Origin of the sequence: Streptomyces sp. NPDC091279 (genome assembly GCF_044757465.1) — a bacterium.
Taxonomy (GTDB): domain Bacteria; phylum Actinomycetota; class Actinomycetes; order Streptomycetales; family Streptomycetaceae; genus Streptomyces.
Window position 1 is genome coordinate 799,859 of record NZ_JBIVVA010000002.1, and the last position, 19,324, is coordinate 819,182.

Sequence of the window (19,324 nt, forward strand, 5' to 3'; positions counted from 1 at the left end):
CCCCGGGCGATGAGTCCGGCGTCGGCGCTGTACTCGACCTTCGGGTCCGGGCCGGGACTGCCGTGAGGAGACGGGGAGTTCGGCGCGGCCCCGAACGAAGCTCGGCCGAGTCCCCTCACTCCCGTACCGTCACCGTTCGCAAGCCCGGGGCCCTGCGGATCTCCCCCTCGCAGAAGGGCGGGGTGACCCAGTGGGCGGTGGAGAAGAGGCGGGTCTGGTCGGCGGTGTGGGGGGAACGGGGGTTGGGGGACTGGGAGTAGGTGAGGAGGGTGCGGGCGTCGGGGCAGTGGTCGTTGGTCCAGGTCACCGCCTGGAGGTAGCTGGTGCCGTACGGGACGTCCGGGTACGCGCCGACCGTCGGGTCCCAGTCGGGCTCGATGGTGTTCCAGACGCCCAGCGCGTCCGTGCCGCCCGGCACCGGGATGCGCTGCCCGCCGCGCGTGACGAACTGGTGCTCGCCCAGTCGCGCGTCCAGCGCCGTGCCGGTGGAGCGCAGTTCGGCGACGGTGTCGATGAGGGCCTGGGAGAAGCCCGGGGCGGCGGTGTTGAGGACGCGCGGGGTGTGGACCGGGTCGGCGGGGGAGAAGGGCACGGTCCACAGGTCGGCCGGGGGCACTGTCGCAAGGAGCCGTCGCCAGAAACGGTCGAAGAGCAGGGCGCCCCGGCTGGCGGGGTTCATCGTGCGGTCCCAGCGGGCCAGGACCCGGCAGGCCGCAGTGACGTCGGCGGTCCTGACCGCGCCCGGCAACGCCGCACAGGCACGGGCCGTCTCGGCGGCGGCGAGATCACCAGCGGGCGCGCGATTGCTGAACTGCTGCCGCTGGAGATCCGCGACCGTCAGCCCGCCCCTGGCCGCGAGCGCGGAGACGTCCTCGATCGCCCCTCGGGTGCGCAGCGAGCGGGGCGTGCCGGTCGGGCCGAAGATCCGGGGATGACCGGTGAGCGGACGGTCGGCGTTGGTGAGCCAGGCGCTGTCGTTGGAGTTCTCCACGTACGGGGCGTCCTGGAGGAGCGGCAGGGCGGCGGGGCCGAACGTGCCCGGCTGCACGGCGTCCGGGTCCGTGCCCGGGACACAGTCGCCGCGTGCGCCGTCCAGAACCGCCAACCCCGAGTCCGGGTAGGTGAGGTGACCGAGCGGGGTCGAGCAGCGGCGGACCAGGTCGTCGGTGATGCGGGGCAGCACCTGGGACTGGCTGAAGAGGGTGTGCCCGGCGGAGTCGGCGGCGAGGGTGTTGGCCCAGGGGAGGCCCTGGGTGCGGTTCAGGGCCGTCAGGATCTCGCGGGTGCTGCGGGCCTTGGCCAGGCCGAGCGCCGTGTCCGCACCCCGGAGGTTGGCGGCGCCCGGGTCGCTCAGGGCGTACGCGCTGGTCGCGGTCCACGGGAGCGTCAGACCGCCGGGGAGGGAGGTGAGGACGGGACCGTACCGGGTCCACCACTGGACGCGGGTCACCTCACCGCCGTTGTCGACCGGGACGGTGACGGTGCGCCGGGTCATGCGTTCGGGTCGGCCGTCCACCAGGTAGGTGGTCGGGTCGGCCGGGTCCAGGGTCAGCTGGTGGAGGTTCATGGCGATGCCGGTGGCGTCGGTGTGGCTCCACGCGATGTCGGCGGTGTAGCCGATGGACACGGTCGCCGAACCGAGCAACGAGCCGCCCGCGACGTTCAGTTCACCCGGGATGGTCTGCTGGGACTGCCAGAAGCGCAGCTGCCCCCGCCACGGGAAGTGCGGGTTGCCGAGCAGCAGGCCGCGTCCGTTCGCCGTCGTGGAGCCGTGGAAGGCAACGGCGTTGGAGGCCAGGGACGTGTCTCGGCCGGGCAACTCCGAGGCGGGGGAGAGGAGTTGGTGTGCGGCCTCGGCTGTCCTGGTGAGGTCGGGGGTCGGCTGTGCCGCGTCGGCGGTGCGGGTGCTCCCGGGCGGGCGGCGGTGATGCCGTCGATGCCGAGTGCCTGGCCGCCGAACAGGCCGACGGAGAATTCGAGGGCGGCGACGTCGACGGCGGTCACCGGACGGACCCAACGGGCCTTCCCGCACGCCGGATCGGTGATGCGCTCCTGCCGCAGCCAGGCGTTGTAGCCGGCGGCCCAGCCGCGCCGGAGTTCGGCGCTCCGGTGGCTCGGGCCGGTCGACGGGGGCGTCGCCATGAGCCGTTCGACGGTGCCGGTGTCCCGTACGCCCCGGTAGAACAGGTCGCTGGCGAGGTTGGTGGTGGCGGCGGACGCGCGGGGGTTGGGCGCACCGCGCGCACCGAAGTGCCGGGACCGCTCGCCGCGTACGGTGATGAACGCCTCGGCGAGATCGCACACCGCGTCCTGGGCCTGGGCCCAGCCGGTGCCGAAACCGAGGCTCGGGTAGTCCCGGGCGACGATGTGCGGGATGCCGTACGCGGTGTACCGGACGACGGCGGACGCGGCGATCAGCAGCACCAGCGCGGCGACCGCCCAGCGTCTCGACCAGATACGGACCGGCACAGTTCCTCCCGGGAAACGGTGATCGGCGACCGCACCCCACGGCGCCGCCGCCCACATGCCCACCGGGCGTCGACGACTGTCAACGCACCGCGCCGACCGGGGCACCCGCCCCGGTCGACCGCCCTGCCCGACTCCACCCGGCCGGGTCAGTCTCCGCAGTACTCCGCCTCCAGCACCTGGTTCAGGTCTCCCGCCCAGTCCCCGTTGAAATTCAGGGCGAGGGAGTGGCGGCCGTCCGCCGTGGTGGTCGCCACGGACGCGGAGCCGTGGATTCCGCCGGTGTGGCCCCAGACATGGACACCGCAGGAGAGGGTCTGGTCCATCAGACCGAGGCCGTAGGAGAGGTTCGGGACGCCGTCCAGCCGCACCGTCGTCTTCATCTCCTTGAGCTGCTGCGGCGGCAGCAACCGGCCGCGCAGGAGCGCCGAGTAGAAACGGTTCAGGTCGGCGGAGCTGGAGATCATCTCGCCCGCCGCCGACGCGAGCGACGGGTTCAGCCGCGTCACGTCGTACGTCCTGCCCTCGGCCGTCGGCGCCAGTTTCGAGTACGCCCTGCTGCTCGGGGACGGGACCGTCGACCGGGTGCCCGGCACCGATGTCGCCCTCAGTCGCAGCGGCTCGATGACGCGCCGTTCGATCTCCTGGCCGAACCCGTGCCCGGTCGCCTTCTCGATCACCATCCCGGCGAGTATGTAGTTGGTGTTGGAGTAGCTCCACGAGGTCCCCGGCGTGAAGTCCGGCCCGTGGGCCATCGCGATCCCCACCAACTCACCCGGCGTGCGGGTGTCGTTGCGGTGCTTGAGGAACCCGTCCGCCAGGAGGTACCTGGTCGTGAACTCCGGGTCCGACGTGTAGTCGTAGATACCGCTGGTGTGGTTGAGGAGTTGGCGGAGCGTGATGCGGCGGCCGTCGTGACCATGGCCCCGGACCACGCCGGGCAGCCAGGTGTCGACGGTGTCGTCGAGCGACAGCCGTCCCTCCGCCTCCAGTTGGAGCACGACGGTGGCGACGAACGTCTTGGTGATGCTGGCGACCCGGTAGCGGTCGTCGGCCGAACGCGGGTCGCCCGTACGGAGGTTGCCCACCCCGGCCGTCGTCGACCAGGTGCCCCGCCGGTCCTGGGCGGTCGCGGTGACACCGGGAACGCCCGCTGCCACCGCCGCCCGCACGGCCGTGCCCGTCGCCGCGTGGTCGTCCGTCGCCGCAAGTGCCGGTGCCGCCAGTGCCGTAGTCAGTGCAACGGCCGTGGCGGCGACCAGAGTCGTACGTGCTCGCATGTTCTCCCCCAACTGGGCTGGTGATCAGCTCGGTCGGGGGGAGGGACGTGGGACGGTCCATGGCAGTTGCCTCAACCCGGGCCGGTGACAAGGGGGTTGAGCCCTTTTCGGGCAACCTTGCCGACCGGGCGTGCGAGCCATCGGCCGCCTACCGACAGATGGACCTTCAACTGCCCGGTCAGTCCGCCGAGTTGGAGTCTGCCGGGAAGGGGATCTGGAGGGCTTCGAGGACGGCCAGGGGGTCGAGGTAGTCGCGCCAGTGGGTGATCCTGCGGTCCTTGAGGGTGATCACGGAGACGAAGTGGTTGTCGTACGCCCGGCCCGTGGAGACCGCGCGGCCGTGCACCGCGTATTCGAGGACGACCACCGAGGTCACGCGGTCGTGGTGGACGGCGAGACCGTCGGCGCTCTCCACGACCATCGCGTTCCCGTAGCCGCGGTACAACTCGGCCAGCGCGTCCCGGCCTTCGATCCTTCGGGGGTAGCCCGGGACGGTGACCACGTACTCGGTGACGGCGTCCTCGGCGAACCAGTCGAAGAAGTGGTCCCCGTCGACCAGCCCGGCGAGCCCTTCCCCGACGACGCGGAAGAACGGCTCCAGCGCCTTGAAGTCGTCCAGATCCCTCACGGCCATGACGTTCCTCGGTTTCTGTGGTGAGCGGCGGTGACGAACGCCCAGTCTGCCCCGGCGCGCGGCCGGAACCGGGCAGGTCCGAGCGTGTCCCGGAAGCCGCGCGGCGGGCCCCCGGGCGAGCATCGGTGGGCCCCGTGCGACGGCAGTCGACCACGGTGACAGGGCTCGTCCGCCTGGAAGGGCGCAGTCAATTGCCGTGAAAACAGGGGCCATTGTCCTGCTCTGTCGCTAGACTGGACCATTCACACCCGACTGGTTCCGGTCGGTCGGCTGATGCTCGGGGGAGCGGTGGCGCGTGACGGAGTCCGGAGTGGGGATGGGCCTCAGAGGCCGGAGCGGAATCGTCTCCCTGGTCGGCGAGTGCCTCACACAACCGCCCGCAGCGGAGCGCCCGGTGACCATCCTGCTCGGCCCGCGCGGCAGCGGCGCCAGCGAGGCCCACAGCGCGCTCATGGAGCAGTTCGGCCCGCAGAACCCGTTCGCCTACGTCAACCTCGGCGTCGAGCACGCCCTGCTGCCCCGTTACGGCCTGGCCCTGCTCGCCCGGCAGCTCGAACGCAAGCTGCCGAAATACCTGCGCTCCCACTTCCCCCGGCTGCGGCTCGGGCTGCTCGCCTCCGACCACGAGCTGCGGATGACCACCCTGGTCGAGGGGCGGCGCACCATCCGGCGCGAACTGGACGCCTTCCAGGAGCAGACCGAGGCACGCTACGGGGACTACCTCGCCGCCTTCTTCGAGGTGGCCGGGGGCGCGGTCGGCGCCCCGGACGGCGCGTCGAGCGCGGCGCTCGCCCTGTTGCAGGACGCGCTGCGGATCGGCCGACGCCGGCTGCCCAGCCGCAAGTTCACCAGCAGCGCCGCCTGGTACGGCGCCCACCCGCTCATCCGCAGCCAGGACGCCTGGGAAGCGCTGGTCGAGCTGAACCTCTGGCGGCACAACGGCGACGTCGACGACCAGGACCGACTGGACCGGGTGCTGTTCTCGGCGTTCCTGGAGGACCTGCGGCAGAACGTGTCGCACTCCTTCATGCCCCGCTCGTATCTGCTGCTGCTCGACAACTCCCATACGGAGTACGGCCGTCGCTTCCTCGACCTGCTGATCCGCGCCCGGCACGACGACACGGTGGTGGCCGGTACGACCTGCGATCCGCTGACCATCGTGGCGAGTTCGAACCGTTGGCTGCCCCGCTGGGGACCCGCCACCGGGGATCAGTGGCCGTGGCGGCTGCGCGGCCCCGACCGGGCGGCGCTGTCCGACTGGAGCGAGCACCGACCCACCCGCGACAGCGACGACACCTGGTGGTACCCGTTGCGACTGCGCGACCTCAACCTCGACGAGGTGCGCATCCGCATGGAGTTGGAGATGCGCCGCCACCCCGACCTCGCGCCGTTCACCCGGCTCGCGCCCTTCGTGCACCGGCTGACCTGCGGGCTTCCCCGGGCGGTGCACCAAGTCACGGGCGTCCTTCGGCAGTCGGGGGTACCGGCGGAGGACGGCGCCGAACAGGACCGGTGGCTGCGCACCCTGCCGGAGCGGACCCTGCGCGACGGCGAGGACACCCCGACGCTCTGCGACGCCGCCCTCGATCACCTGCTGCACGGCCTGGACGAGGGCGCGCGCGACACCCTCGCCGAGTGCGCCGCCGCCCGTGACCTGTCCATCGGCACCCGCGTCCTCAGCCCCGGGGACGCGCTGTTCGGCGAGATGCGCGCCCGCTGGCTGCTGCTCTCCCCGTCCGTGGCACCGACCCTGCACCCCTGGCTGCGCCGGCTGTTGCTGTGGCGGCTCGCCCGGCGCCCGGACGACTGGGACACGGTGAACGAACTGCTCGCCGAGCACTTCAGGGCGGGGCGGCGACCGGTCCAGGAGATGTACCACCGGCTGGCCTGGGGGTGCACGGACGAGGTCACCGGCTATCTGGTGACCCTCTTCGCCCAGGCACCGGCCGCCCGCTGGATCAGCGAGTTCAACGCGATCACCGCCGCGCCCAACCGGCTCCCGACCGCCGGAGGACCGCTCCAGCTGTTCGCCTCGCTCGGCCCGGCCGCGCCCTCCGCCACCATCACCGCGGAGTCCGTGATCCGGGAACTGGTCACCGTCCGGTGGCTGTGGAGCGACCCGCTCACCGACCCGGGCATGCGGCTGAACGACCTGATCGCCGACGGGTTCAACCAACTGTCGAGACTGCGCAGGAACGACGTGGTGGCGCTGTTCAACGAGGCGGAACGCTACCGGCACTGGCGCCATCCGCTGACCGTCACGAGCGAGGGGTGAGAACGCGGATGCGTCCGAGACTCGAATGGCCACTGCACATCGTGCGCCGCGTCGCGATCGTCGTCCTGGTCGTCGCGGTCCTCGCCGTCACCGTGCCGCTCACGGTGCACTGGGTGAGCGAGGCCAGGGCGCGCTGCGGCGACGGGGTCGTGAAGCTCGGCGACGGCGAGTGCGTCGGCGTGACCGACGGTTCCTGGGTCTTCGCCCACCACCTCGACCTCGTCGAGGACCGGATCAGGAAGGAGAACGCCCAGGTCGTCAAGGAGGCCGCGGAGAAGAAGGAGCCGTATGTCAGCGTCGCCTACATGACGTCCCTGACCGTCACGGACGACGACAGCAACTCCGCCGAATCCGTCCGCCACGAGCTGGAGGGCGCCTATCTCGCGCAGTACCGGCACAACCGCGGCGACCTCGCCTCCTCCCCGAAGATCAGGCTGCTGCTCGCCAACACCGGGAGCAGTTCGGCCCATTGGGAACACACCGTCGACGAGCTGATCCGCCGCAAGGACTCCGACGACAAGCTCGTCGCCGTCACCGGCCTCGGCCCCAGCACCGAACGGAACCTGGCCGCCCTGAAGAAGCTGTCGGCCGCCGGGATCGCCACCGTCGCCAGCACCATGACGGCCACCAACATAAAGAACATCCCGGGATTCGTGCGGGTCGCCCCCGACAACACCGACGAGGCGTACGCCGCCGCCACCTACCTCAAGAACGCCGGGTTCCACCGCGCGGTCATCGTCGAGGACGTCGCCCGACGCAACCTCTACGCACGGACGTTGACAGCCGCGTTCAGCAAGGCGTTCCCCGACGGGAAACACCAGTTGGTCGCGGAGAGCATGACCTACGACTCGTCGGGGAAGCCCGGCGTGTGGAAGACGGAGTTGCAGAACATCCCGGTGAACATCTGCGACAAGAGACCGGACGTCATCTTCTTCGCGGGCCGGGGCCAGCACCTGACGACGTTCCTCAACCGGCTCGCCAACCGCAGTTGCACGCAGCAGAAGTTCACCGTCATCGCCGGGGACGACACCTCCAACCTCAGCCGGGTCCAGATCGAACGGGCCGCCGCGAAGGCCGTGCACGTCCTCTACACCGGCCTCGCCCACCGCGACATGTGGAAGAACGCCCCCGACCGGGTCTCCGAGCGTTCGGCCCGGTACTTCCAGAAGGGCGAGCAGATGGACCGCTGGTTCCCCGGCGACGACCGCTCCGACAGCCAGGACATCATGGCCCATGACGCCGTCCTCACCGCCGCCCACGGCATCGAACTGGCCTCCGGCGGACCCGAGGTGACCGGCGAGGCGGTGGGCCGGATGTTCCACCAGATGGACGGCCAGCCGGTGGCGGGCGCGAGCGGCTTCCTCTCCTTCCACAACGACGGCAACCCGCGCGACAAGGCCGTCCCCATCCTCAGCCTCAACTCCCAGGGCCGCGCCGACCTCGTCGACGTCACGACCCCCGAGGACGACCAGCCCGACGGCGACTGACCCGACGGCGACTGACCCGGGGCGAGGCGGGCGCGGGCCGGGTGGTGTGGCGGAGAATCCCGGGTGCCCTGCGTGGCGCGGGATAAGTTGCTGCCGTTGTGGCAGGTCATGAGGAAGGTACATATGACGCACACGGGGTCCGTGCCACCGGCCGACATCTGGATGCTCGTGCGGGAGCGGCCGCTTCCGTTGCAGGCGTCGACCCGCGCGCTGGCCGAGGCGCTCGCGGCGCGCCACGGGCCGCGGTTCGCCGTCTGGCACACCGACGAGTTCGTCTTCGGCGTCCAGGAAGGGCGGTTGATCCTGCGCACCCTGGGCGGCATGGACGTTCCCGCCCCGAAGGTGGTGTGTGTGCGCCAGATCCCCAGCTCGATGCGCCACGACCGCGAGGTGACCCTCCTGCGCCAGCTGGAACGCATGGGAGCCACCCTCCTCAACCCGCTGGACGCGCACCTCGTGTGCCGCAACAAGCTCTGGCAGCTCCAGGAACTGGCGCTGGCCGAACTGCCCGTGCCCGGCACCCTCTCCTCCGCGACCGCCCCCGTCGAAGGCGTCGTCCGCACCCCGCACCTCGACACCCCGTGCGTGGTCAAACCGACCTGCGGATACAAGGGCAAGGAGGTGTTCCTCGCCCCCGACCGGCAGGTGCTGCACGGGGTGGTGGGCGCGCTGGCGCGGGAGACGCCGCAGCTCTTCCAGGAGTACGTGGCCCCCTCGCACGGCCGTGACCTGCGGCTGATCGTGGTCGACGGCGAGCCGGTGGCCGCCGCCGTGCACACCGCCCGGGGCGACGGCCTCGCCTCCAACATCGGGCGCGGCGGCGTCGCCACCCTGTGTCCTGGCCGCTATCCGCAGGCGGAGGAGCTGGCCGTGCGGGCCGCCCGCGCCGTGGGGCTCGCCATCGCCGGGGTGGACCTCCTGTTCACCTCCGAGGACACGTTCACCGTCTGCGAGGTCAACGCCGTCCCCGGCTGGCGCCCGCAGATGACGGCGGTGATCCCGGCCATCGAGGACTGCATCGACCGCCGCCTGAAAGCGTGGCGGCCCCAGGCGAGTTGAGGCGGCGCGGGGACGGCGGCCGTGGACGTTGCCCGCGATGATCCAGACAACTACCGTCGCTGCCATGGCCGATGACGAACTCACGCGCGCGGCGCGGCTGCTGGACGCACAGGCGAAGGCCGAGCGGCTCTTCGCGGAGATCGAGACGCGTGGCCTGGTCGCGCCGGGGGAGGGCGAGCGCGCGGTCAGCGACCGGGTGCGGGACCTCGCGAACGAACTGTTCGGCACCACCCGCCACTGGCACCGGCGGATCGTGCGCTCGGGCCCGCACACCCTCATGCCCTACAAGGAGAACCCGCCGGACCGGCTGATCGGCGCCGACGACATCGTCTTCGCCGATTTCGGGCCGATCTTCGAGGAGTACGAGGCCGACTTCGGCCGCACCTTCGTCCTCGGCGACGACCCCGTGAAACGACGGCTGCGGGACGACCTCGCCGTGGTGTTCGCGGCGGGGAAACGACACTTCGAGGCCGACCCCGGGATCACCGGCGCCGCCCTGCACACCGAGGTCGCCCGCCTCGCCGCCGACGCCGGCTGGGAACTGGGCGGCTGGCACGCGGGCCACCTGGTCGGCGAGTTCCCGCACGAGAAGATCGACGGCGCCGACGTCGAGTCGTACATCACCCCCGCCAACGACACCCCGATGCGCCGCACGGACCGGGCCGGACGCGTCTGCCACTGGATTCTGGAGGTCCATCTCATCGACCGCGAGCACGGGTTCGGCGGCTTCCACGAGGAACTGCTCACCCTCGGCTGAGCCGCCGTTGTCATCCGCCGACGAAGCCCCGGCGCCGGGCACTCAACTCCCGCACAGGTAAAGGCGAACCACTCGGCAGCGCCGCCACCCGCTGCCATATTCGAGACCCCCTCGGAGGTGGCGGTGGCGACAGAGGCGACGGCAACACGCCCCAGGGCCCCGGACGGCGCCGCCGAGCGTCGTGCGGGGCTCGCCCGGCGCCGGGCGCGGGTGAGGCCGACGCCCCGGGGGGCACGGAACGGAAGCCGGGGCCCGGCCGTCCCACCGCCGGACAACTCTCGTACCAGGAGAGGCAATCCACGGACGAGCCCACCTCCGGGTGAAAGGAGTGTCCGTGACGATCCCCCCGCCGCCCGGCACACCGGACGACCTCCCCACGGCCCCACTGGTCCCGCCGGACCTGGTCCGACTGTTGCGCGCGCGGCTGGACACCGTCGCCGACACGGTCGAGGCGGAGGTGCGCCGACAGGTGCCCGAGTACGCGCGCCCGGCCGACGACGCCTACCGCAAGAACCTCCGCGAGGGCGTCGTTCTCGCCCTGACCCTGTTCGTGGACCAACTCGCCGACGCGGCCGGGCAGGGCGACACCATCACGGCGACCTACCGCGAACTCGGGCGCGGTGAGGCCCTGGAGGGGCGCGGCCTCGACGCCCTCCAATCCGCCCTGCGCATCGGCGGGTTGGAGGCCTGGCGGGCGATGGGCCGCACGGCTGAGGAACTCGGCCTGGACAGCGGCACGGTCACCGCCCTCGGTGAACTCGCCTTCCGTACCGTGCACGAGGTGGCCGAGGCCGCCACGGCCGGGTACGCCGAGGCCCGGCTCCGGTCCACGGACGAGGGGGACAGACGCCGACGCCGACTGCTGCGTCTGCTGCTCGGTGAGGGCCCGGTGCCGCCGGAGACGGTCCGCGACCTCGCGCACAGCGCGCGCTGGACGGTACCGGAACAGGCCGCCGTCGTCGTGTTCGTGGCCACCTCACGGCACGGCGAGGACGACCGGCCGCCGCCCGGCACCGGAGCGCTCGTCGATCTCGCGGCCCGGCCGCCGCGCATGCTGCTGCCCGACCCCGACGGCACCGGCCGGATCGGCTGCCGGGCCCTCGGCGCCGCCCTGCGCGGCCGCCCCGCCGCCGTCGGCCCGACCGTCCCGCTCACCGACGCCGCCCGCTCCCTGCACTGGGCGAGCCGCGCGCTCGGCCTGATGGGCCGGGGCATCCTGCCCCGCCAGGGCGTGGTGCGCTGCGCCGACCACCTCTCGACCCTCCTCCTGTACGGCGACGAGCCGCTCCACGCCCACCTCGCCGCCCGCGTCCTCGCCCCCCTGGACACGGTCGCCGAGGGCCCGCGCGCCCGGCTCGCCGAAACCCTCCTGGAGTGGCTCCTCAGCGGCAGCAACGTCCCCGACGTCGCCGCCCGTCTGCATGTGCACCCGCAGACGGTCCGCTACCGGATGCGGCAGCTGGAGAAATTGTTCGGGCCGGGCCTGCGCGACACCACGACCCGCCTCGATCTCCTGCTCGCACTGCGCACCCGAATCCCTTGGTGCGCATCGGAATCCTCACCCGTGGACAAAAACTCACCGCGTTTCGATCATCCCGTGCATAACAAGGAATGAGCGCCCGCGAATACCTTCGGGAATGTCCCCACCGAGGCGCTGAGAGCGCCCTCACCCGAAGGAATTCCCCATGCGTATTCGATGGTGTCTGGCCGCCCTCTCGCTGGTGGCGGGGGCGGGCCTGACCAGTCTCACGGCACCCACCGCGACCGCCGCCGCCTGCGCGGATCTCGATGTCGTCGCCGCTCGCGGCACCTTCGAGCCGGGCACCCTCGGCACGATCGTCGGAGACCCGGTGTACGCGGCGCTCCAGCGGAAAATCACCGGAAAATCCCTGTCGAGTCACCGGGTCGACTATCCCGCCGACCTCTCCCTCACCTCGGCCGCGCGCGGGAACGCGGAACTCGTCGACCACGTGACCTCGCAGTCGGCCGCCTGCCCGAACCAACGGTTCATTCTGGTGGGCTATTCGCAGGGCGCCAACGTCGTCGACAATTCCCTCGGTATCAGCAGCGAGGGCGCGGTCGTCGGCAGCCGTATCGTCGCGACCCTCCCGGCCGCCGTGGAGCCGAAGGTCGCCGCCGTCCTGCTGTTCGGCAACCCGATCCGGGCGATCGGCAGAAGCGTCACCGGCATCTACCAGAGCCGCACCCTCGACCTCTGCGCCACCGGCGACCCCGTCTGCGAGAAGGGCGGCACCGACACCCTCGCCCACCTCGGCTACACCACCGACGCCGATCAGGCGGCCACCTTCGCCGCCGGCAGGGTCTGAGCCGACGCACACGACGAGGGGGCCGGGGCGATCTCCCGGCCCCCTCCGGCATACGGTCACCGGGGGCCGGGCGCGAAAGTCTTTCGTAACCGAGGAATTTCCTTTCCTTGTCGTGGACGTGAATCCCGTGTCAGTGTCCCGGCCAGCAGACGGACCGGCCTCGGCACTCCACCCGAAAGTCTTTCGTGATCCCTTTCCGGGCGCGGCCGTCCGCCAATGCCGAGGGCATGCCGACAGAAGAGAGGTGCTCCATGCGGGCCATCCCGTCCGTCACACATCCCGGAGGTCCCCGAGGGCGCCGCGCCATCGCGTCCGCGCTCACGCTGGCCGCCGTGGCGGGGCTCGCGGCGTGCGGGACGGCGGGGCCGTCCGCGACGACGTCGGCCCAGGGGCTCACCCTGTGGGCGCTCAACGACCAGCCGATCCTGACGCGTTCGGTCGACGCCTACAACAAGGACCACCCGGAGGCCAAGATCACCCTGCGGGTGTTCGCCAACGACGACTACAAGCAGAAACTGCGGGTCGCCTTCGGCGCGGGGCAGGCCCCCGACCTCTTCTTCAACTGGGGCGGCGGCGCCCTCGACGACTACGTCAAGGCGGGCAAGGCCGCCCCGCTGAGCGCCTCCGAGGTGCAGACGGACCGCTTCCTGCCGAGCGTCATGGACACCGCCACCTTCGCCGACAAGGTCTACGGCGTCCCCGTCAACGGCCTTGCCCCCGTGGTCCTTTACTACAACAAGCGGGTACTGGCCGACGCGGGCCTCCAGCCGCCGGGGACCTACGCCGACCTCCTGACCGCCGTCGCGAAGCTCAAGGCGAAGGGCGTGACGCCGCTCTCCCTCGCCGCCAACTCCAAGTGGCCCACCTTGCAATACCTGCAATATCTGCTCGACCGGATCGGCGGGTCCGGGGTGTTCAAGAAGATCGCCGCCGGTGACGCCTCGGCCTGGCGCGACCCCGCCGTCACCGAGGCCAACCAGGATCTCCAAGGCCTCGCCAAAGCAGGGGCGTTCGGGACAGGCGCGTCCTCCGTCGCCTACGACCAGGGCTCCTCCACCGCCCTGCTCTACACCGGCAAAGCCGCCATGGAGCTGATGGGCACCTGGGAGTACGCCAACATCGCCAAGGCCGCACCCGACTTCCTGAAGAGCGGCGACCTCGGCTACACCGCCTTCCCGTCCCTGCCCGACGGCTCCGGAGACCCCCGCGGCATCACCGGCAACCCGTCCAACTTCCTCTCCCTGAACGCCGCGACGAAGAACCGCACGGCCGCGCTGACCTACCTCAACGACTACGTCATGAACGACGACCAGATCGCCGCCTACCTCAAGAGCGGCAGCGTGCCACCGGTCAAGGACCTCGACTCCCGCCTGGCGAAGGTGAGTTCGGCGTCCGACAAGAAGTGGCTGACCTTCGTCTACGACCTGGTGCGCGACGCCCCCGGCTTCCAGCTCTCCTGGGACCAGGCGCTGCCGTCCGAGCAGTCGGACGCGTTGCTGACCGCCACCGACAAGTCGTTCCTGCGCGAGATCTCGCCCAGCGCGTTCGGCGTCACCCTGAGCAAGGCGACGCCGTGACGGCGACCCTTCCTTCCGCCAGCCGCACCCGGCGCGGTCCCGCCGGGCTCCTGATGGCCGCACCGGCGCTGATCCTCTTCGGCCTGTTCGGGCTCGTCCCGCTGGTCGGCGTGGTCGCCCTCAGCCTCACCCACTGGGACGGCCTCGGCTCCCTCGGCTGGGCCGGACTCGCCAACTGGACCGGGGTGCTCACCGACGCCGCCACCTGGCAGGCGTTCGGCCTGACCCTCAAGGTGATGGCCGTCAGCTGGCTGGTGGAGACGCCCCTCGCGCTCGCCCTCGGCCTCTTCCAGGCACCCCGGGGCAGGCTCCGCGCCCTGCTGGCGGTGCTGTACTTCCTGCCGCTGCTGCTGTCCGCCGTGGCGATCGGCCTCACCTGGCAGGCGCTCCTCGACCCCTCCTTCGGCATCGGCGCCACCCCGGGACTGCACTGGCTGGCCCGACCGCTGCTCGGCTCGCCCGACCTCGCCCTCTCCACCGTGATCGCCGTCATCGCCTGGCAGTTCGTGCCGTTCCACGCCCTGCTCTACCAGGCCGGCATCCGCCAGATCCCCACCGCCCTGTACGAGGCCGCGGCCCTGGACGGCGCGGGCCCGGCCAGCCGGTTCCTGCACGTCACGCTGCCGCAGCTGAAGTACACGATGGTCACCTCCGGCACGCTGATGCTGGTCGGCTCCCTCACCTACTTCGACCTGATCTTCGTCCTGTCCGGCGGCACGGGCGGCCCCGGCACCTCGACCCGGGTCCTGCCCCTCGCCATGTACCTCACCGGGTTCCAGGCCCACGACATGGGCCGCGCCAGCGCCGTCGCCACCCTCCTGGTGGCCACCGGGCTCGGCCTGTCGCTCCTGACCACCCGCCTGTCCGGCTTCAGCCGGATGGACAGCCAACAGGAGGGCATGTGACCATCACCGCGCCCACGTCCCGTACCCCCCAAGGGAAAACGTCCCCGACCGCGCCCTCGCCCCACCCCCGACGACGCACCACGACCGGCGCCGCCCGCCGGACGGCCACCGGCGCCGCCGCGCTCCTGTGGACGGCGATCGTCATCGTCCCCGTCTACTGGCTCGTCGTGACCAGCCTGCGCGCCCGCGCCGACTTCACCACCGGCGACCCGCTGGCGCTGCCCACCCACCCGACCCTGGACAACTACCGCACCGTCCTGGCCGGTGACTTCACCACGTACCTCCTCAACAGCGTGCTGGTCACGGTGACCACGGTCGCGCTCACGGTGACAGCCGCGCTGACGGCGGCGTTCACGATCGTCCGCCACCGCACGCGCTTGTCCCAACTGACCTTCCGCGTCTACCTGTTGGGCCTGGCCATCCCCCTCCAAGCGGTGATCATCCCGGTCTACCTGCTGATCATCCGCCTGCACCTGTACGACAGCCTGGCGGCCATCGTCCTCCCCTCGGCGGCGTTCGCCCTCCCGATCACCGTGATGATCCTGGTGAGCTTCCTGCGCGACGTACCCCGCTCGCTCTTCGAGGCGATGATCGTCGACGGCGCCGGAGACTGGCGCCTCCTGCTCTCCCTCGCCGCACCCCTGGCCCGCCCCGCCCTCATGACCGTCGCCGTCTACGACGGCCTCCAGGTCTGGAACGGTTTCCTCTTCCCCCTGATCCTCACCCAGAGCGCCGACAAGGCGGTCCTGCCCCTCGCCCTCACCCTCTACCGAGGCGAGTACGGCATCAACGTCCCCGCGACGATGGCCGCGGTCGTCCTCTCGACCCTCCCGATGCTGGCCCTTTTCATCCTGGCGCGGAGGCAGTTGGTCGCGGGGCTGACGGCGGGGTTCTCCAAGTGAGGCGTGGGGGCGGCGGCCCCCGCAGACCGTCACCCCCTGACCGCTCACCCACCCCGCCCCTCCGAAGGAGCCGCGCATGACGACCACCCTGCCCACCGCAGGCGACCCCACCCACCCGGAGGGCGACCGCCCCTGGACCAACCCCACCCTCACCGCGAACGCCCGCGCAGCACTCCTGCTCACCCGCCTCACCCTCGAAGAGAAGGTCGCCCAACTCACCAGCGCCTGGGAGGACGTCGAACCCGCAGGCCCCGAAGTCGCCCCCGGCACCAGCGTCTTCGAGCCGGTCGGCCCCCTCACCGCCACCGCCGCCCACGGACTGGGCCAACTCACCCGCCCGTACGGCACGTTGCCCCGCCCCGCGCTGGAACACGCCGAGCACCTGGCCCGCCGCCAGCGCCAGATCATCGGCCAGAGCAGACACGGCATCCCGGCGATGGCCCACGACGAGTGCCTCACCGGCTTCACCGCGTACGGCGCGACGATCTACCCCACGTCACTGGCGATGGCCGCCACCTTCGACCCCGCACTGATCCGGCAGGTCGGCGCGGCCATCGGCGCCGACATGGCCGAGGCCGGCGTCCACCAGGCCCTCGCCCCGGTCGTCGACGTCGTCCGCGACTACCGTTGGGGGCGCTGCGAGGAGACCTACGGCGAGGACCCGCACCTGGTCGGCGAGATCGCGGAGGCCTACGTCGGCGGACTCCAGGGCGCGGGCGTGTACGCCACGCTCAAGCACTTCGCCGGGTACTCGGCCTCGATGGGGGGCCGCAACCACGCCCCCGTGCACGCGGGCCGCCGTGAACTCTTCGACGTCATCCTGCCGCCGTTCGAACGCCTGGTCGCCGCCGGGGTGCGGTCCGTCATGAACTCCTACGCGGAGATCGACGGCGAGGCCCCCGCCGCGAGCCGCTGGCTGCTGACCGAGGTGCTGCGCGACGCGTGGGGCTTCGAGGGCACGGTCGTCTCCGACTACTGGTCGCTGCCGTTCCTGGTCGACTCGCACCGGGTGGCCGCCGACCTGTCCGACGCCGGGGCGCTGGCCCTGAGCGCCGGGCTCGACGTCGAACTCCCCGACCAGCGCGGCTTTGGACCCGCCCTCGTGGAGGCGGTACGGGCGGGCCGGGTGGCGGAGAGCCTGGTCGACCGCGCGGTCTGCCGGGTCCTGCGCCAGAAGGCCGAACTCGGCCTGCTCGACGCCGACTTCGACCCACGCCCGGCCGGCCTGCACGCCGGTGCACTCGACCTCGACAAACCGGCGAGCCGCAAGCTCGCGCACGCCGTGGCCCGCTCCGCCGCCGTCCTGCTGTCGAACGACGGCACCCTGCCGCTCCCGGCGGGCGGCAGGATCGCGCTGATCGGGCCGTGCGCCGACGACGTCCGTACGATGTTCGGCTGCTACAGCTTCCCCAACCATGTCCTCGCCGACCGCGACGACCTCGGCGACGGCGTCGAGGCGGTCTCCCTGCGCACCGCCCTCGCCGAGGAACTCCCGTGCGTGGAGTGGGAGTTCGTGCAGGGCTGCACCATCCGCGAGCAGGACCGCTCCGGCATCCCCGCCGCCGTCGCGGCCGGCGTGTCCGCCGACCTCACGGTTCTCGTGGTCGGTGACCGGCCCGGCATGTTCGGCATCGGCACCTCGGGTGAGGGCTGCGACGTGGAGGATCTCCGACTGCCCGGCGTGCAGGAGGAGTTGGTGACGGCGGTGCTCGACGCGGGGCGGCCGGTGGTGCTGGTGGTCAGCAGTGGCCGGCCCTACGCGGTCGGCCGGTTCGCGTCGGCTGCGGCGGCGATGGTCCAGGTCTTCCTGCCCGGCGAGGAAGGCGGCCGCGCGGTGGCCCAACTCCTCGCCGGTGCCGCCAACTTCAGTGGGAAGCTGCCCGTCCAGATCCCCACCACTCCGGGCGGCCAGCCCTACACCTACCTCCACCCGCCGCTCGCCGACCGGCAGAGCTTCCTGTCCAACCTCGACCCGACCCCCGCCTTCCCCTTCGGGCACGGTCTCTCCTACACGACGTTCGAGACGGACGGGTTGACCGTCGACGCCGAACAGGTGCCCACCGACGGCGAGTTCACGGCCCGTGTCCGGGTGCGCAACACCGGCCGGGTGCCCGGCGCCGAGACGGTTCAGCTGTACGCCGTGGACCCGGTCGCCCACGTCACCCGGCCCGTGCGCCAACTGCTGGGCTTCGCCAAGGTCGCCCTGGAACCCGGCGAGGAGGCCACGGCCGTCTTCCACGTCCACACCGACCGCCTCGCCTTCACCGGCCTGTCGGGACGCCGGATCGTCGAACCCGGCGAGATCCACCTCCACGCAGGCCCCTCCAGCCTGAACACCCCGGCCCGGACCACGATCCACCTCACCGGCGAGGAGAGAGACGCCACATCCCTACGGCACCACACGGTCCAGGTCAGCATCGAACGGCCCTGACCAACAGGCCAGTTCACCCAACGTCGACGCTGGGAGGCCCCTCGTCCACGCGACGGCGCTGCCGCGCTGGCCCCCGTTGAGGCGCCCCCAGCACGGCGGCGGACCTTGGCCGAAGCCGCACCGGCGCCACGGGCGGCCGCCGTTCGCCCCCAACCAGCCTGACCACGCCCCCCGTTCACTCATTCCCTCCCCGCCGCACCCCCGAGGACGTGCGCAGCACCAGTTCCGTGGCCAGTTCGATGCGGGGGGACGCGGGTGGGCGGCCCTCGGAGAGGTCGAGGAGGACACGGGTCGCTTCCCGGCCGAGTTGTTCGAAGGGTTGGCGGACCGCGCTCAGGGGTGGGCAGGCCATGGCGGCGACCAGGGTGTCGTCGAAGGACATGACCGCGAGGTCGTCCGGGACCCGCAACTCCTGTTGCCGGGCGGCCTCCAGGACGCCGAGGGCCTGGGCGTCGCTGGCCGCGAAGACGGCCGTCGGCGGTGCCGGGTCGCGCAGGATCTGGAGGCTCGCGGCGAGCGACTCGGCGTAGTCGAAGTCCGTCGAGCGGACGATCGCCGGATCGTAGCCGAGCCCGGCCTCCTCCAGCGCGGCCCGGTACCCGTGCAGCCGCGCCGCCCCGGCCAGCGAGTGCGAGCGGCCCGCGACCATGCCGATGCGGGTGTGGCCGAGCCCCAGCAGATGGTGGACGGCCTCGCGGGCGCCGCTCCAGTTGGTGACGCCGATGCTGGGGATGTCCTCGGTCGGCGCGCTGAGCGGGTCGATCAGCACCACCGGCAGCCGCTGTTCGACGATCCGCCGCTGGTCGTCGCCCGCGAGCATCGAGATCACGATCACCAGACCGGCGGCGCCCAACGCGACGCTCTCCTCCAACCACCCGGAGATCGAACGCCGGTTGGTGGTCCCGACGACCACGTCGATCCCCAACTCCCCGGCCGCGTCGACGATTCCGCGCGCGACCTCCAGGGTGTAGGGGCCGGACAGGTCACGGAAGACGGCGATCAACTGCCGGGGCGCCGCCGGGCTCGGCTCCCACGGGCGCAGATATCCGTGCCGGGCGAGCAGCTCCTCCACCCGGGACCGGGTCGCCGCGCCGACGTCCCGGCGCCGGTGCACCACCTTGGACACCGTGCTCAGCGAGACCCCGGCCTCCTCGGCGATGTTCGTCAGGAGACCGTACTGCGCCTCCTGCCTTTCCTTTCCGCGACCTGTCACCGGATACCCGT

13 protein-coding genes and 1 pseudogene are annotated in these 19,324 nt (G+C 71.7%); 10 read left to right on the plus strand and 4 right to left on the minus strand.

What is annotated here, in order from left to right; genetic code table 11:
- Positions 1–115 precede the first annotated feature (115 nt).
- The 3 genes and pseudogenes from ACIQOU_RS07050 to ACIQOU_RS07060 form a co-directional block, all read right to left on the minus strand.
- A pseudogene (locus ACIQOU_RS07050) lies at positions 116–2,457 on the minus strand (penicillin acylase family protein).
- Positions 2,458–2,615: 158 nt separating this feature from the next.
- The gene (locus ACIQOU_RS07055) at positions 2,616–3,746 is read right to left on the minus strand and encodes a serine hydrolase domain-containing protein (RefSeq protein ID WP_401534538.1); all 1,131 of its coding nucleotides are present in this window, start codon (positions 3,744–3,746) and stop codon (positions 2,616–2,618) included.
- A gap of 178 nt (positions 3,747–3,924) precedes the next feature.
- Positions 3,925–4,380, minus strand: coding sequence for a nuclear transport factor 2 family protein (locus tag ACIQOU_RS07060; protein WP_401534539.1), 456 nt, complete (start codon positions 4,378–4,380; stop codon positions 3,925–3,927).
- Between the two features lie 295 nt (positions 4,381–4,675).
- Here ACIQOU_RS07060 and ACIQOU_RS07065 point away from each other — a divergent pair, with 295 nt between their 5' ends.
- From ACIQOU_RS07065 to ACIQOU_RS07110, 10 genes are all read left to right on the plus strand, one after another.
- Positions 4,676–6,655 (plus strand): hypothetical protein, encoded by a 1,980-nt coding sequence (locus tag ACIQOU_RS07065; RefSeq protein ID WP_401534540.1) that lies wholly within the window; start codon positions 4,676–4,678, stop codon positions 6,653–6,655.
- Between the two features lie 8 nt (positions 6,656–6,663).
- Positions 6,664–8,142, plus strand: a complete 1,479-nt coding sequence (locus ACIQOU_RS07070) for an ABC transporter substrate-binding protein (protein WP_401534542.1) — start codon at positions 6,664–6,666, stop codon at positions 8,140–8,142.
- A gap of 123 nt (positions 8,143–8,265) precedes the next feature.
- Positions 8,266–9,201: a RimK family alpha-L-glutamate ligase gene (locus ACIQOU_RS07075; RefSeq protein ID WP_401534544.1), complete on the plus strand. Its 936-nt coding sequence runs from the start codon at positions 8,266–8,268 to the stop codon at positions 9,199–9,201.
- 64 nt (positions 9,202–9,265) lie between these two features.
- Positions 9,266–9,958 carry a M24 family metallopeptidase gene (locus tag ACIQOU_RS07080; protein ID WP_401534545.1) on the plus strand — a complete coding sequence of 231 codons (693 nt, stop codon included), beginning with the start codon at positions 9,266–9,268 and terminating at the stop codon, positions 9,956–9,958.
- A 334-nt stretch (positions 9,959–10,292) separates the two neighbouring features.
- Positions 10,293–11,573, plus strand: a complete 1,281-nt coding sequence (locus ACIQOU_RS07085) for a PucR family transcriptional regulator (RefSeq protein ID WP_401534546.1) — start codon at positions 10,293–10,295, stop codon at positions 11,571–11,573.
- 70 nt (positions 11,574–11,643) lie between these two features.
- Complete coding sequence (locus ACIQOU_RS07090; RefSeq protein ID WP_401534548.1) at positions 11,644–12,285, plus strand: cutinase family protein; 642 nt, start codon at positions 11,644–11,646, stop codon at positions 12,283–12,285.
- Between the two features lie 251 nt (positions 12,286–12,536).
- Positions 12,537–13,862, plus strand: coding sequence for an ABC transporter substrate-binding protein (locus tag ACIQOU_RS07095; RefSeq protein ID WP_401534549.1), 1,326 nt, complete (start codon positions 12,537–12,539; stop codon positions 13,860–13,862).
- A gap of 53 nt (positions 13,863–13,915) precedes the next feature.
- Positions 13,916–14,767 (plus strand): carbohydrate ABC transporter permease, encoded by an 852-nt coding sequence (locus tag ACIQOU_RS07100; protein ID WP_401534705.1) that lies wholly within the window; start codon positions 13,916–13,918, stop codon positions 14,765–14,767.
- Entirely contained in the window at positions 14,764–15,669 is a 906-nt protein-coding gene (locus ACIQOU_RS07105; RefSeq protein ID WP_401534551.1) for a carbohydrate ABC transporter permease, read from the plus strand. Before ACIQOU_RS07100 ends, ACIQOU_RS07105 begins: the two co-directional genes overlap by 4 nt.
- A gap of 76 nt (positions 15,670–15,745) precedes the next feature.
- Positions 15,746–18,100, plus strand: coding sequence for a glycoside hydrolase family 3 N-terminal domain-containing protein (locus ACIQOU_RS07110; protein WP_401534553.1), 2,355 nt, complete (start codon positions 15,746–15,748; stop codon positions 18,098–18,100).
- A 175-nt stretch (positions 18,101–18,275) separates the two neighbouring features.
- Here the strand turns inward: ACIQOU_RS07110 and ACIQOU_RS07115 are convergent, their stop codons facing one another.
- A complete protein-coding gene (locus tag ACIQOU_RS07115; RefSeq protein WP_401534555.1) occupies positions 18,276–19,313 on the minus strand; it encodes a LacI family DNA-binding transcriptional regulator in 1,038 nt (345 codons plus the stop codon).
- Between the last annotated feature and the right edge of the window lie 11 nt (positions 19,314–19,324).

Coding starts and splice junctions, on each gene's coding strand:
- ACIQOU_RS07080 (WP_401534545.1), top strand. CDS start 9,266: ATGGCCGATGACGAACTCACGCGCGCGGCGCGGCTGCTGGACGCACAG.
- ACIQOU_RS07095 (WP_401534549.1), top strand. CDS start 12,537: ATGCGGGCCATCCCGTCCGTCACACATCCCGGAGGTCCCCGAGGGCGC.
- ACIQOU_RS07055 (WP_401534538.1), bottom strand. CDS start 3,746: ATGCGAGCACGTACGACTCTGGTCGCCGCCACGGCCGTTGCACTGACT.
- ACIQOU_RS07100 (WP_401534705.1), top strand. CDS start 13,916: ATGGCCGCACCGGCGCTGATCCTCTTCGGCCTGTTCGGGCTCGTCCCG.
- ACIQOU_RS07060 (WP_401534539.1), bottom strand. CDS start 4,380: ATGGCCGTGAGGGATCTGGACGACTTCAAGGCGCTGGAGCCGTTCTTC.
- ACIQOU_RS07090 (WP_401534548.1), top strand. CDS start 11,644: ATGCGTATTCGATGGTGTCTGGCCGCCCTCTCGCTGGTGGCGGGGGCG.
- ACIQOU_RS07070 (WP_401534542.1), top strand. CDS start 6,664: ATGCGTCCGAGACTCGAATGGCCACTGCACATCGTGCGCCGCGTCGCG.
- ACIQOU_RS07110 (WP_401534553.1), top strand. CDS start 15,746: ATGACGACCACCCTGCCCACCGCAGGCGACCCCACCCACCCGGAGGGC.
- ACIQOU_RS07075 (WP_401534544.1), top strand. CDS start 8,266: ATGACGCACACGGGGTCCGTGCCACCGGCCGACATCTGGATGCTCGTG.